A 13,726-nucleotide genomic window follows, 5' to 3' on the forward strand; every position below is an offset into this window, starting at 1 on the left:
ACAGTCTATGGGCCTTCGCTCTCCTCCGGCCGGATCAGGCCGGCCGCGAGCAGCAGTTCGTGGGCGAGCCGGGCGGCGTGCTCGGGCCGGGCGGGTCCGGCCTCCTCCAGCGGCCCGCCCTCCAGGCCGCCCGCCAGCGCCCGGACGGCCTCGGCGAGCGTGCGGACGTGCCGTTCCGTCGCGTCGAGCCTGGCCCTCAGCTCGTCGATCTCTCCGGGAAGGGACATGCTTCAAGTCTTCCCCGGGTCCTTCGGCCCTACCGCGGACGACGGCGGGGACCGACGGTGAGAAGCAGGGGTTGAAGGCAGGGGTGACTGTCGTGTTCGTCGATCGTCGTGACGCCGGACTGCGCCTGGGCGAGCGGTTGCGCCGACTCCCCGGTATGCAGGACGCGGTCGTCCTCGGGCTGCCCCGGGGAGGTGTTCCGGTGGCGTTCCAGGTGGCCCGGGCCCTCGGCGCCCCCCTGGACGTGATCGTCGTACGCAAGCTGGGCGTGCCGTACCAGCCGGAACTGGGTTTCGGCGCCATCGGCGAGGGCGGGGTGCGGGTGATGAACCCCGACGTCGTACGGCTGGCCAACATCACCGGCGGCGAGATGGCCGAGGTGGAGCGGCACGAGAGGGCCGAGCTGGAGCGCCGGGCCCGCCGGTTCCGGGGCGACCGCGAGCCGGTGGACCTGGCCGGTCGTACGGTGATCGTGGTGGACGACGGGATCGCGACGGGCGGCACGGCCCGCGCCGCCTGCCGCGTCGCCCGCGCGCACGGGGCCTCCCGGGTGGTGCTCGCGGTGCCGGTCGGCGCCCCGGAAACGATCGCGAGCCTGCGCAGGGACGCCGACGAGGTCGTCTGCCTGGACACGCCCGACCACTTCTACGCGATCGGCGCGTGGTACGACGACTTCACCCAGGCGAGCGACGAGGACGTGGTCGAGTGCCTGCGGCAGGCGGCGCGCTGATCAGGGGCTTTCGGGCGTGCGCTCCCAGTAGTGCTCGACCCGGGCGTCGGGCCCTGGGTAGAAGCACATCGTCTCCCGCTCCTCGTCGAGCCAGCGCACGAGATAGGGAGGCGAGCCGTCGGTGTGATAGAGCGCGACCACGATTCCGATGCGGCCCGCCCTGCCCCGCTGGATGCTCTCGACGATCAGGTGGTCGCCGACCGACGCTCTCATCGTCAGCCGCCCACCGGGGTCGCGACCTCGGTCGTGATCGGCGTCCAGCGGTGCGCCAGGCGCTTGGTGAGAGAGGTCATGGTGGTGTACTCCAGGTCATCGAGCGGCAGCCGGTGCGGCTCGAACGGACCGTGGCGGCGCAGGTAGTCCATGACCTCCGTGGCCTGTCGCCGGGCTCCGTCGAACGCCGGGTCGTCGAACATGTCACGCGGGCCGATGAGCCTGCCGTCCTTGATCTGGAAGCCGAGCGCGACCACCCGCGGCGGGCCGTCGAACCGCGACGGGTGCGCCTGCCCGGTGGCGACCGGCATGAACGGCGCGTGGTGGGAGCCGCGCATGCACCCCGCCACCGAGTACGCGAAGGCGAACGGCTCCAGCGCCTCACCCACGGCCGGCAGGCCCGACTGGCAGCGCACGATGAGGACCGGGTCGTCCTTGCCGACGTACCTTCCCGCGATGAGCGACAGTCGCTGGGTGCTGGTCGTCGCCGCGGTCGTGCCCAAGGTCTTGGAATGGACGCTTCGGATCACGTAACGCGACGGGGCGCCGATGTACATCAGCATGTCGTACAGGTCCGCGGGGCAGTCGAAGACGATGCGCCGGTCTTCGCGGAGGTCGTACACCTCGAACGCGAACCCGGCGTGCATCTTCTCGTCGATCACCAGCCCTGCCGTGTTGGACGGGTCGGCGAACATCTTGTACAGCGGGAGGTTCCACGCGCCCGGCTCGGTCTTGTCGGCCAGGAAGCACAGCACGGGCTCGGAGGGCCGCTCCTCGAACTCCAGCTCCGCGTATCCCGGGCCCATGCCGCGCAGGTTGCCGGAGAAGGCGTCCGAGAGCAGGTCCTGGCCGGCGCCGTACAGGCCGAGTTCCTTGGCGAGGTGCGTGGTCGCCTGGAAGGTGTCCCAGGCGAAGGAGTGGATCAGGCCCGCCTCCTCGCCGTACGTGTGGGTCATGATGAGCGAGATGTCGTCGCCGCAGCTGTCCACGTGGCCGTCGATGAGGAGCCCGGAGGACTTCGCCCGCTCGATCTCCCGCCTGGCCTCGGCCATCAGCCGGGGATGGACGGCGGAGTGGCCGACGTATCCCCCTGTGTCGGCCTTGATGATGCTCAGCGTAAGCATAGGGATCACCTCCATTTCTACGTTTATTCGGACTTGGAGGGATAAATAGGGCATAAGGTCACAAGCGGGGCGGACTTCCGTACGAGGGGGAGAGCCGGCCATGAAAATCAGAGATCTCATGTCCACGCCGGTGGTCGTCGTCCCGCCGATCACGCCGGTGCGGGACGTCGCACGGCACATGGACTATTCGGGCGTCGGTTGCGTCGTCGTCTCCGAGCAGGGCGATGTCTCCGAGCAGGGCGACGTCTCCGAGCAGGGCGGCGTCGCGGGCGTCGTGACCGACCGGGACCTCGCCCTGCGCGTGCTCGCCCAGGGCGGAGACGGGGACACGCCCGTCGGCCGGGTGATGTCGCCGCATCCCGTGGTGGTGCGGCCGGAGGACGAGATCGAAGTGGCCTTCGAGAAATTCCGCCACCACACCTTCCGCAGGCTGCCGGTGGCCGATGAGGCAGGTGTGGTCGGCATGCTGACCATCGACGACCTGCTCCTCCAGATGCACCAGCTCACCGCCGACCTGCTCACGCCGGTGGTCAGGGAGATCAGCGAGCCGCAGCGGCAGAGCGGCTAGAGAGTCGCCAGGTGTCCGCGACCTCGCGGCGTGGCCCTGCCATGGGGATGCCCGCGCAGGACTGGAAGAGGATCGCCGGGCGGGTGCGGAGGGAGGCGAAGCGTGAGCGGCTGTCCCTGATGGCCGCGGGCATCGCCTTCTGGGGAACGCTGTCGATCTTTCCGATGCTGCTGGCCGTGGTGTCGGTCTACGGGCTGGTCGCCGACCCCCGGCAGGTGGCCGATCAGCTGGCGTCGCTGACGCGGCCGCTGCCCGAGCCCGTAGCCCACCTGCTGGCGTCCCAGATCTCCACCGCGGTGCGCGCCGGGAAGGGGCTCAGCGTTCATCTCGCGGTCAGCCTCGCCGGCCTGCTGTGGGCCTCGTCGCGAGCCGTCCAGGCGCTCATGCGGGGCCTGAACACGGTGTACGGAGGCAGGGAGAGCCACGGCTTCATCGGCACCCGCCTGCTGGCGCTGCTGTACACGGTCGCCGCGATCGCCGGAGTGTCGCTTCTGCTGGCGCTCGCCACCGCGTTCCCGGTCGTGCTGGGACACATCGGCCTCGGGTGGGTGGCCCGGACCGTCGTCTCCGTGGCACGCTGGGCCGTGCTGGTCCTGCTCATCGGAGTGGGACTGGCGCTGCTCTACCGGTTCGTCCCCGGCAGCCGCCGGGAGTCGCGATGGCGGTCGGTCGCGTGGGGGGTGGGGCTCGCGATGCCCGCCCTGGTGGCGATCTCCGTGGGCCTGTCGGTCTTCGTGACCGGCTTCGGGCGCTTCAACCAGACGTACGGAGCGGTCGCCGCCGTGGCCGTGCTCATGCTCTGGCTGTACCTCTCCTCGTTGATCGTGCTGCTCGGCGCCGAAGTCAACGGTGCGATCGAGCGTCATCTGGACGAGACGGTCGACCTCACCAACCGGGGACAATAGGGCGGCTTGTCCGGATAAATCCGTGTCAAGTGACCTTGGTTGGGCAGCAGTGGGGGCGTGTCCGACAGCGGTCTTTCCCCAGGAAGCGGCATCTCCAGTGTGTTCCCCTCGCTCCCCGGCCAGGGGGAGACGACGCCGGAGCCGGCCGGCTCCCCGGCGGCGGCCCCGGAGCGGCCCCGGGACGGCGTGAGCCGGACGGGCGACGACGGCGCCGTGCCCCCCGACCGGCCGTTCGGCCTGCCGGGGCGCCCGCTGCGGAGCAACCCGTTCATGTTCGGCCTGACCGGCGCCCTGGGCGTGCTCACCGCGTGGCTCCTGGTCCAGGCGATCGCCAGCGCCGGCTCGGCGCTCGTGCTGATCGTGGTCTCGCTGTTCCTGGCCATCGGCCTCAACCCCTCGGTCGAGGCGCTCCAGCGGCGCAACCTGTCCCGCCGCCTCGCGATCACGATCGTGTTCGGGTCGGTCATCGCGTTCTTCGTGGCATTCGGGCTCGCGGTCGTGCCGCCGTTGACCGAGCAGACCACCGGGTTCGTTCAGCAACTGCCCGACTACGTACAGCAACTCCAGAACCACCCGCTGATCCGCTCGGTGGACGACCGCTACCAGATCCTCGACAAGATCCAGCAGTACGTCGCGGGCGGCGGGCTGGCCACCCAGATGTTCGGCGGCCTCCTGGGCGTGGCGAGCATCGTGATCAGCGCGTTGTTCAGCGCCTTCACCGTGCTCGTGCTCACGCTCTACTTCCTCGGGTCACTCAACTCCATCAAGGAGACGGCCTACCGGTTCGTGCCCCGCTCCCGCCGTACGCGGGTCCGCCTGCTCGGGGACGAGATCATCAACCAGATCGGCGGCTACGTCGCGGGAAACCTGATCATCTCGCTGATCGCCGGCGTGGTGACCTTCCTGTTCCTGGCCATGCTGAAGGTGCCGTACGCGCTCGCGCTGGCCATCTTCGTCGCGGTCACCGACCTGATCCCGCTGGTGGGCGCGGTCATCGGCGCGGTCGTGGCCTCGGGGGTGGGCTTCCTCGCCTCGACACAGGTCGGCATCGCCTGCGTGATCTTCTTCGTCGTCTACCAGCAGGTCGAGAACTACTGGATCTCCCCCAAAGTGTTCAAATCGTCGGTCGACGTGCCGCCCGTGGCGACCATCGTCGGGGCCCTCCTCGGCGGGGCGCTGCTCGGCATCGTCGGGGCCCTGCTCGGCATCCCGCTGGCGGCGGCCCTGCTCCTCCTGGCTCGTGAGGTGGTGCTGCCCCGGCAGGACCGCTTGTAGCGGTTTTTCCGGCGGCATGGTCGTGTAAAGCTCGTGACATGCGACTGCCGTACCGTCTTGCGGGGCTGTGGCTGCGCGTGCTGTTGCTCGTCGTGCTGTTGTGGGGAGCCCTGGTGAGCGTGCTCAGCGCGATCCCGCGCGACCGCACTCTCGCGGACTTCCACACGGCGCTGCGGGCCGGGCAGGTCACGTACGTCATCTACGCCGGCACCCCAATGGACCTGCGGTGGTCGACGGGCCCTCTGTTCTGGCATCGCGTCGAGAGGGGTCCGGATATGGCCTACACCCCCCGGGAGCTCATGCGTGACCTGGACGCCACCGTTCCCCGGCCGGAGGCCAGACTCATGCAGCCGCGCGGAGCGTACTTCTCGGGCTGGCCGTTCCACGTCCCGGTCCGCGGCGCGGCCTGGCCCGTCGGCGGGGCCTGGATCGCCGCGCTCTTCATCATGCTCGGCACAGCACGGCCCAGGGTGGGCAACAGGTGGGCCTGGTTCTGGCTGTTCACGGTAGGGGAGGTGGGCGCGATGCTGTTCCTCCTCCTCGAACCCCGATCGCTGTGGCGCGGACTGGAGCCACAGGAACCGGCCCTCAACCCGATGGGCGGAGGCCGTGGCTGCGTTCTGGCTCTCTGTCTCAGCCTGCTGGCTCCTGTGCTTGCTTCGATCGGGTTCTCCTTCGTGATCCAGGCCCTGCTCGACGTGCTGCCTGGCGCTCCATAAGCATGTGAATTGCGCCTCGCCGCGTTTGTCTGTGTTTCACGCCTGCGGCTCCGACGAATCGCGCGGCGCGGTCACTCACACCGTCCCGCGGTCGCTTATGCCGCCCCGCGTGGTCACTTACGCCGCCCTGAACGGACCGGCCCTGCTGAGCGGCCCCGGGGCTCACGGCCGCTCCGCCCGCTCCGCCGTGCATTGAGAGCCGTCGAACGTGCCCTCACCGCCTAGGCGTGGTGGTGTCGGCACCGTGCCGGATCGTTCCGTCAGCAGTCGGCGGGGTTCGCACCGATGGTCCCGCTTGATGTGCTCGCCGGCCGTATCACTCTGCTTGGCCGTGCTTTGGGAGCTGATTGTGTATGCGGTCGCCGCCATTCAGGGGAGATTGCGCTGTTATCCCCCTTCTTCTCTGGTTGACCTGCTGCTCCAACTATTCGCTTCTGGTGGTTGCTCTGGGTGATGAGGCGATGAAAGAATTCACACAGGTTTTCGAATCCGTTGAGGGGGTGTGATGGATCTGTTCGGCTCTGATCCTGAGCACTCTCGTCGTTCGAATAGGGTCGACGGCGACTGGTGGGACCGGTTGACCGCCGATTCCCCTTTGTGGTCGTCCGAAGGCTCCCTTGCTCGCGACGACTCCTTCAGCGGCTGGTTGCCGATTGTCGAATCGGAAATACGGCGGTCCGGCAGCCCACTCGACGGCCCATCCGATGACGCCCCCTCCGACGACAGCTCGGCCGATGACAGCGCGGCCGACGGGGCGAACAACCCGGCCGGTGACCGCGCGCCCAGCGGGGGTCTGAACGGTGCCGCCACCGTAAGCGCCGCCGATAGCGGTGGTACCGGGACTGGTTCGGCTGGTTCGGCTGGTGCCGGGTCTGTCGGGGATGCCGGTGGTGGTGCTGGGCGGGGCCGGGTCCGGTCGTCGGGGGTCCGGTCGTCGTGGGTGTTGGTGGCCTCGTTGCGGGAGTCGGCGCAGGCGTTGGCGCTGGCTCCGGTTCCGGACGATGCCGGTGTCTGCCTGGCCGAGGCCGAGGACTTGATGTTCGCCCGCGATCGGATCACGTCGGCGTTGGCGGATCGGGTGGGGCGGGTGCATCGGGCGGGGCAGGCCAGGCAGCATGGGCATGCCTCGACCCGCTGCTGGTTGCGTACCGCGGGTGGGTTGAGCGTGGCGGGGGCGGGCCGGCTGCTGACGTTGGGCGTGCAGTTGGCGCGGTTGCCGCGGGTGCGGGAGAAGTTTGCGGGCGGTGAGCTGTCGGCGGGGGTGGTGGAGGCCATTTGCATGGCCACCGAGCATCTGACCGGTGAGCAGGTGGGGCTGGCCGAGCCGATTTTGTTGGAGCTGGCGGGCCGGGCGGGGCCGGCGGAGGTGGCCAGGGCGGGCCGGTATCTGCGGGCGGTGCTGGACCCTGATGGGGACGAGCGTGATGAGCGGGCCGATTACGGGCGGCGGTTTCTGCGGGTCCGCCCCGGCAGAGGTGGCGGGCTGGAGGGGGAGTTTTATCTTCCTCGTGAGGCGGCCGCCCGGTTGCGGGCGTTGCTGGATGCCTATGCCCGGCCCCGAGCGGAGGGTGATGACCGGCCGCTGCGGGTACGTCAGGCCGATGCGTTGATCGCGCTGCTGGAGCAGAAGATCGTCGCTGAGCTTCTGGTACTGGTCAACGCCGAGTCCCTCCCCACCGACCCGGTCACCGACACCGCCCCTGACCCGGTCGACGATCCCGTCCCCGACACCGTCCACGACCAGGGCGACCAGGGCGACCAGGACGACGACGCCAACCACCCCGAGGACGCCACCGACACCGAGGACAGCGAGAACTGCCAGGACACGGAGGACCTCGAGGACACCGGCACCAGTGACGCCGAGGATCCTGGCACCCGCCCGGACACCCAGGACGCCGAAGACACCGAAGCCATCGCAGATGCCGCAGACGGCGACAACATCCTGGGCGCCGAGGGCGGCCGGAACGCGGAGAAGGCCGGGGAGACCGGCAGCGTCGAAGACACCGGGGCTGTCCAAGACGTTCACGGCAGCCGGGATGGCCGCGACGGGCAGGACATCGGCGCCCCCGGCGATATGGACGACGTCACTGATGCGGACGACGCGAGTGGCGCGGATGACGTCGTTGACGCTGCCGGCCGGGGCGATGACCTGTGCGATCCCACGGAGACTACCGAGCCCGCCGCCCCCGAGTTCATCGCGCCGGCCGAACTCATCGAGTCAGCAGAGCCCAGGCCCGCCGCCCTCGAACTGGCCGAGTACGTGGAGCCCGCCGAGCCCATCGAGCCCGCGCTCGGTGCACCCGGCGAAGCCGAAGGGACGGACCCGATCGCTCCTGGCGCCGGTGCCGCTGGGCTCGGTGACGCCGTCGGGCTCGGACAGGCGAAGGGCGACGAGGCGGAGAGCAAGCAGCAGGGAGGGACGCAGTCCAAGCACGCGCGGCCGGAATGGACGCGGCCGGAGAAGGCGCGGCCGAGCGAGCCCCAACAGAGCAAGCCACGACAGCACGAGTCACAGCAGAGCGAGCCACGACAGCACAAGCCACGACAGCACAAGCCACGACAGCACGAGCCACGACAGCACGAGCCACGACAGCACGAGTCACAGCAGCGCGAGTCACGGTCGGGCAGGTCACACTGGGATGAGTGGCAACCGCCGGATCCTCCTTCCGACGGCAGCTCTGCCTGTCACGCCCACGCCGGGCCTCGGCCCGCGAGGGGATCCCGGCATGGGCTGGGCACGCCTGAGGCCCACGGCGGCGTGCGCGGCGGGCAGCACTCACATGATCCGGACTTCCATGACCCGGGCCCTCATGAGTCGGGCACATGGCCGGGGCAACGGCCGGTGCCAGGGCCGGGGGCAGACCCGGAGCCAGGGCCGAATTCACGGCCTGAGGCAGATTCGGGGCAAGGGCCGGGCCCAGACCCGGAGCCAGGGCCAGGGGCAGACCCGATGACAGGGCCGGGAACATGGCCGGGGGCCTTGGTGGGGGCGTTGCTGGGCAGGGCGCCGGGGCTGCTGCTGGCCACGGGGCAGGTGCTGCCGGTCTCCGGCGTGCACCGCCTGGCCCGCACCTCCACCCTGGTACGCCTGGTAATGAACGCCGACGGACAGGTCCTCGACATGGGCCGAAAAGTCAGACTGGCCACCCCGGCCCAGCGACGGGCGGTCTTCGCCCGCTACGCCACCTGCTGGATCGACGGCTGCCCACTACCGGCCACCATGTGCCAGATCGACCACGCCGACAACTGGAGCACCGGCGGGCTCACCGACCTCAAACTCCTCGGCCCGGCCTGCCAGTTCCACAACCGCGACCGCTACCAGCACCCCGAGCGCTACACCCGCCACACAACCGGCAAAGACCGCTGGGCCTTCACCTACCACCACCCCACCCGAGCTCCGAGGCGGCGAGACTGAACGCGCCTGTGGAACGGCGACGCCTCGCCTACGGCGGGACCCTGCAACCGGGGACGCTCGTGCCGCCCGGCGATAGCAGGCGGTGACCACAGGTGTGATCCCAGGGCGGTGATCCCACGGCTGTGATCCCACGGCTGTGACCCCACGGCTGTGGCACACAGCCGTGGCCGGGCGACTCGGCGCGAGGACCAGCTCACCATGGAGCGTGCGGCAGGGTCGCGCGAGTGCCTGGGCGGGCACCGGGGGCAGAGATCAGCCCTTCAGCTCGCGGACGAGCTTCGACGGGGGCGTTTCGACCATGCAGGTTCCCCAGTCCGAGAAGGTCATCTCGGTCCGTTTTCTGGCCGACAGGACGTAGCGGACCGGGCGCCCGCTCGGGTCCACCCACAACTCGTAGTCGGCGGAGGGGCCGAGATCGTCGGCGATGCGGGCGCGGAGCCGTGCCTGTGCGGCCCGGTCTCCCGCTCGCACCTTGGCGTACTCCTCCTCGATCCGACGGGCGAGCGGCATGGGATCGGTGTAGGCGATGTAGGCCGCGAGATCGAGGCGTTCGACGGCTCGGAGCACGTCGATGCGGACCGTGTAGTGAATCGTGGAACGGCCGGTAGCGCGTTCAACGGTGTCGCCTTCAATGGCCGCCGCCGTGACACGGCCCGCTTTGATCAGGAGCGCGTGCGCGCGGTGGCCGTCGATCAGGTTGGTGGCGATCACGGCGAGCACCCTGATGCCGAGCAGGTTGTACGGCTCGTAGTAATCACTGATCTTGTCGAACTGCTTTCCTGGAGCGACTTCGGAACCGATCGGCATCTGGAAGTAGGTGCCGTCCCGCGTCCTGATGAGACGGCCGCTGAAGCCTTCCCCGAAATCCGACGACAGGTTCGCCGACAGGTCGGCCGACGAGCCGGTCCCGGTGCCGCACGAGCTGAGGGTGACGCTGGTTCCACCGGAGCGCAGCACACGCTTCACGGTGGGATGCGTGGCCAGATAATCGCCGACCAGCGTCGCGATCGCAGCGACAGACCTGGTGGGGGGCAGCGTCGCGGCGGACCCCGCTGTCAGCAGGCCGACCGTGATGATCACGAGCAACCGTCGCACACGCAGGACGGTGCGTGTTCGGGCTCTGCATGCTCGGGCTCTGCACATCCGAGCATCGTGGCGTACGGATGTGCAGAGCCGGCGAGCCGTTCTGTTTATGTTCTGTGCACGTTCCTAACGGGCCTCGACGGTGAACGTCGTGGTGAGGACCCGGCCGGTCGCGTCGCGGAACTGTCCCCACAGGCGGTACAGGCCGGGGCGGGGGAACCGGGCGTGCAGGCCGAGCTCGGGCCCGAAGGTCTGACCCGGCAGGGCGAAGACGGGACGGCCCTGGTCGTCCTCGGCCTCCGCGTGCTCGTGGGCGAACCCCTCGCCGTCGAGCGGCATGATCACCACGTGTCCTGCGGCGGCCAGGTAGGGGCGCAGACCGGAAACGGGCCTGCCGGTAGCGGCGTCCGCGAAGCGGAAGGTGAAGTCGCTCCTGCCGCCGGCTTCGGCCTCACCGGTGAGGGTGACCCGGAGACCGCCGACAACCTGCTCGCGAGGAGAAGGCGCCGCCGTGGCCGGGGGGGTGAAAGCGTCCGGGCGGCCGACCGTGATCTCCTGCTGGTCGAGGACGTCGGTCATCTCCCCGCGCAGCCTGAACTCGTTGTGGATCGTGTACCGGCCCTCGGTGGGGAACGTGAGCGGGACGGCGAACTCCCCGGGCCTGCCGGTGGGCTCCGGATGGATGTGCGCGAACGTGCCCAGGTCGTCCCGGGTGACGACGAAGTGCATCCACGCCTCGTGGCTGCGTACGACGTCCTGGACGGGACGGCCGGTCTCGGCGTCGGCGACCCGGATACGCAGGGTGGCCGGCCTGCCCGGGGTGACGTGGGCGAGGGCCTCTACGGAGACCTTCAGGCCGGCGTCCTCGGCGGGAACGGGCTCCGATTCGGTGGTCATCATCACGCTCATGGCCGGGCGCATCGGCATGCCGGTGTTCTCCACCCAGGCGAGCACGCCGTTCATCCCGCGCTGCGCCGCGTCCGTACGGCTGAGCGCGGTGAACCCGGCGCCCACGGCCACCGCGAGGCAGGCGATGCCCGCGAGATAGCCCCAGTCGGCGAGCCGGGACGCTCGGGAGCCGGACCGGAACCGGCGCAGGCGCAGCGCGTTGGTGACGACGCTGACCGAGCTCATCGCCATGGCGGCGGCGGCGAGGGAGGGGTCGAGGAGCACGCCGTTGAAGGGGTACAGCACACCTGCGGCGACCGGGATCAGCAGCACGTTGTACGCGAACGCCCACAGGAGCCCCTGCTTGATCGTGGTGACCGTCCGCCGGGACAGGTCGATGGCCGTGACGATGCCGCGCAGGTCGCCGCCGACGAGGGTGATGTCGGAGGCCGCGATGGCGACGTCGGTCCCGGTGCCGATGGCGATGCCGAGGTCGGCCGTCGCCAGGGCGGGGGCGTCGTTGATCCCGTCGCCGACCATGGCGACGACCGCGCCCTTCTCCTGGAGGGCGGCCACGCGGGCCGCCTTGTCCTCGGGCCGTACGTCGGCGATGACGTGGTCGATGCCGACCTGCCGGGCGACGACGTCGGCGGTGGCCCGGTTGTCGCCGGTCAGCATCCACACGTCCAGGCCGAGCGCGCGCAGCCGGTCGACGGCCTCGTGCGACTCGGGCCGGATCGTGTCGGCCACGCCGATCACTCCGGTGAGGCGGCCGTCGAGGGCGACGTACACGGGGGTGGCTCCCTCGGCCGCCGCCGCGGCGGCCACCTGCTCCAGCTCGCCGACGCTCACGTCGTGGCGGCGCATGAGCGCGGCGTTGCCGATGAGCACGGCCCGGCCGGCCACCCGGGCCTCGACGCCGTGACCGGGTAGGGCGTCGAAGCCCTGCATCTCGGGCAGGCGGAGCCCGCGGTCCCGGGCGCGTGTCACGATCGCCTCACCGAGGGGGTGCTCGGAGCCCGTCTCGGCCGCGGCGGCGTACGCGAGAAGCTCGTCGGCGTCCCCGCCCGCGACGGTGACGAGGCGGGTCACGCCGGGGCGGCCCCGGGTGATCGTGCCGGTCTTGTCCAGGACGACCGTGGTGAGGCGGCGGGCCTGTTCGAGCGCGTCGCCGCCGGAGATCAGGATGCCCAGCTCGGCGGCCTTTCCGGTGCCCACCATGATCGCTGTGGGGGTGGCCAGGCCGAGCGCGCACGGGCAGGCGATGATCAGTACGGCGATGGCGGTGCCGATGCCGAACGTGAGCCGTCCCTGGTCCGGGCCGAAGACCGCCCAGACGGCGAAGGTGAGCACGGCGATGCCGATGACGGCGGGCACGAACCACCCGGAGACCGTGTCGGCCAGGCGCTGCAGGGGCGCCTTCGACCCCTGTGCCCGCTCGACCAGCCGGACGATCTGCGCCAGCGTCGTGTCCTGCCCGACGGCGGTGGCCCGCATCACGACCGAGCCCGTCCGGTTGATCGTGGAGCCGATCAGCGGGTCGCCCTCGCCCCGGCGCACCGGCATGCTCTCGCCAGTGATCATGCTCTCGTCCACGGTGGAGACGCCGGCGGTCACGACGCCGTCCACGGGGATCTTCTCGCCCGGGCGCACCCGGACGAGGTCGCCGACGGCGACGTCCTCGACCGGGACCTCGACCTCGGTGTCCCCGCGCAGGACGCGGGCCGTCTTCGGACGCAGGCCGAGCAGTTCCCTGATGGCGGAGGTCGTCCGCTTCTTGGCCCTCGCCTCCATCCACCGGCCCATGAGGACGAGCGCGATGACGACGACGGAGATCTCGAAGTACACGTGCAGCGGCAGCCCCAGCCGCTCCGCCGCGGCCGGCCACAGCGTGACGAACGCGCTGTAGCCGTACGCCACCGTCGTGCCCATGGCGACGAGCGTGTGCATGTTGACCGCGCCGTGCCGGGCCGCCGCCCAGGCGGCGCGGTAGAACGGACGGCCCGCCCAGAACTGCGCGACCGTGGCGACGACCAGCAGCAGCGGCATCAGCCAGTCCATCGCGTCGATGGGCAGCGGCAGGTACATCAGCACCATCATCGACAGCCCGGCCGCGAGGGTGGCCTGCCAGGTGCGCTTCAGACGGATGACCTCACGGTCCGGCCCGGTCTCCGGCTCCGGCACCCGCTCAGGGCCGGGCGCCGGCTCGGGCTCGGTAACCTCTGCGGTGTACCCGGCCCGGACGACCGACTCGGCGAGCATCCCGACGGTCACGCGGGCGGGGTCGTAGGTGACGGTGGCGACCTCGGTGGCGAGGTTCACCTCGGCCGCCGCCACGCCGTCGACCCGGGTGAGGGCCTTCTCCACCCTGCGGACGCAGGACGCACAGGTCATCCCTCCGATGTCCAGTGTGCGCACGCTCGTCACGACCGTCATCGCTTCACCTCCTGATTGAAGACTTCGCGGTGACGGTCCCGCGCGGCGCTTTCCCGCCGCTGACCGGCCCCTGTCCGGCTCAGGACAGGGGCCGGACAGTGCCTCCCGGCATGGTCTTCTCATCCGGGCCGTACGGAGCGGCCCG

At 70.4% G+C, this 13,726-nt stretch carries 11 protein-coding genes; 6 read left to right on the forward strand and 5 right to left on the reverse strand.

Annotation, left to right across the window (positions count from 1 at the left end; genetic code table 11):
• Window positions 1–5: 5 nt before the first annotated feature.
• Complete coding sequence (locus tag ACQPZZ_RS04870) at window positions 6–227, reverse strand: hypothetical protein (protein WP_363645837.1); 222 nt, start codon at window positions 225–227, stop codon at window positions 6–8.
• Window positions 228–319: 92 nt separating this feature from the next.
• Here ACQPZZ_RS04870 and ACQPZZ_RS04875 point away from each other — a divergent pair, with 92 nt between their 5' ends.
• Window positions 320–955, forward strand: coding sequence for a phosphoribosyltransferase (locus ACQPZZ_RS04875; protein ID WP_363645839.1), 636 nt, complete (start codon window positions 320–322; stop codon window positions 953–955).
• Here ACQPZZ_RS04875 and ACQPZZ_RS04880 read toward each other — a convergent pair whose 3' ends face one another.
• Window positions 956–1,168, reverse strand: a complete 213-nt coding sequence (locus tag ACQPZZ_RS04880; protein ID WP_363645841.1) for a DUF1918 domain-containing protein — start codon at window positions 1,166–1,168, stop codon at window positions 956–958.
• 2 nt (window positions 1,169–1,170) lie between these two features.
• Window positions 1,171–2,292, reverse strand: coding sequence for a fructose-1,6-bisphosphate aldolase/phosphatase (gene fbp, locus ACQPZZ_RS04885; protein ID WP_432929353.1), 1,122 nt, complete (start codon window positions 2,290–2,292; stop codon window positions 1,171–1,173).
• A 100-nt stretch (window positions 2,293–2,392) separates the two neighbouring features.
• Here fbp and ACQPZZ_RS04890 point away from each other — a divergent pair, with 100 nt between their 5' ends.
• The 5 genes from ACQPZZ_RS04890 (at window position 2,393) to ACQPZZ_RS04910 (ending at window position 9,174) form a co-directional block, all read left to right on the forward strand.
• The gene (locus ACQPZZ_RS04890) at window positions 2,393–2,860 is read left to right on the forward strand and encodes a CBS domain-containing protein (protein ID WP_432929355.1); all 468 of its coding nucleotides are present in this window, start codon (window positions 2,393–2,395) and stop codon (window positions 2,858–2,860) included.
• 11 nt (window positions 2,861–2,871) lie between these two features.
• Window positions 2,872–3,765: a YihY/virulence factor BrkB family protein gene (locus tag ACQPZZ_RS04895; protein WP_363645846.1), complete on the forward strand. Its 894-nt coding sequence runs from the start codon at window positions 2,872–2,874 to the stop codon at window positions 3,763–3,765.
• A gap of 99 nt (window positions 3,766–3,864) precedes the next feature.
• Complete coding sequence (locus ACQPZZ_RS04900; protein WP_432929358.1) at window positions 3,865–5,040, forward strand: AI-2E family transporter; 1,176 nt, start codon at window positions 3,865–3,867, stop codon at window positions 5,038–5,040.
• 38 nt (window positions 5,041–5,078) lie between these two features.
• Complete coding sequence (locus tag ACQPZZ_RS04905) at window positions 5,079–5,759, forward strand: hypothetical protein (RefSeq protein WP_432929360.1); 681 nt, start codon at window positions 5,079–5,081, stop codon at window positions 5,757–5,759.
• Window positions 5,760–6,705: 946 nt separating this feature from the next.
• A complete protein-coding gene (locus tag ACQPZZ_RS04910; protein ID WP_432929362.1) occupies window positions 6,706–9,174 on the forward strand; it encodes a DUF222 domain-containing protein in 2,469 nt (822 codons plus the stop codon).
• A gap of 252 nt (window positions 9,175–9,426) precedes the next feature.
• On the opposite strand, the gene ACQPZZ_RS04915 is transcribed toward ACQPZZ_RS04910, so the two are convergent.
• Both ACQPZZ_RS04915 and ACQPZZ_RS04920 read right to left on the reverse strand, forming a co-directional pair.
• Complete coding sequence (locus ACQPZZ_RS04915; RefSeq protein ID WP_432929364.1) at window positions 9,427–10,269, reverse strand: hypothetical protein; 843 nt, start codon at window positions 10,267–10,269, stop codon at window positions 9,427–9,429.
• Between the two features lie 114 nt (window positions 10,270–10,383).
• Window positions 10,384–13,581, reverse strand: coding sequence for a heavy metal translocating P-type ATPase (locus ACQPZZ_RS04920; RefSeq protein WP_432929366.1), 3,198 nt, complete (start codon window positions 13,579–13,581; stop codon window positions 10,384–10,386).
• Window positions 13,582–13,726 lie beyond the last annotated feature (145 nt).

This window comes from Microbispora sp. CA-135349, assembly GCF_050947365.1.
In the GTDB taxonomy this organism is placed as follows: domain Bacteria; phylum Actinomycetota; class Actinomycetes; order Streptosporangiales; family Streptosporangiaceae; genus Microbispora.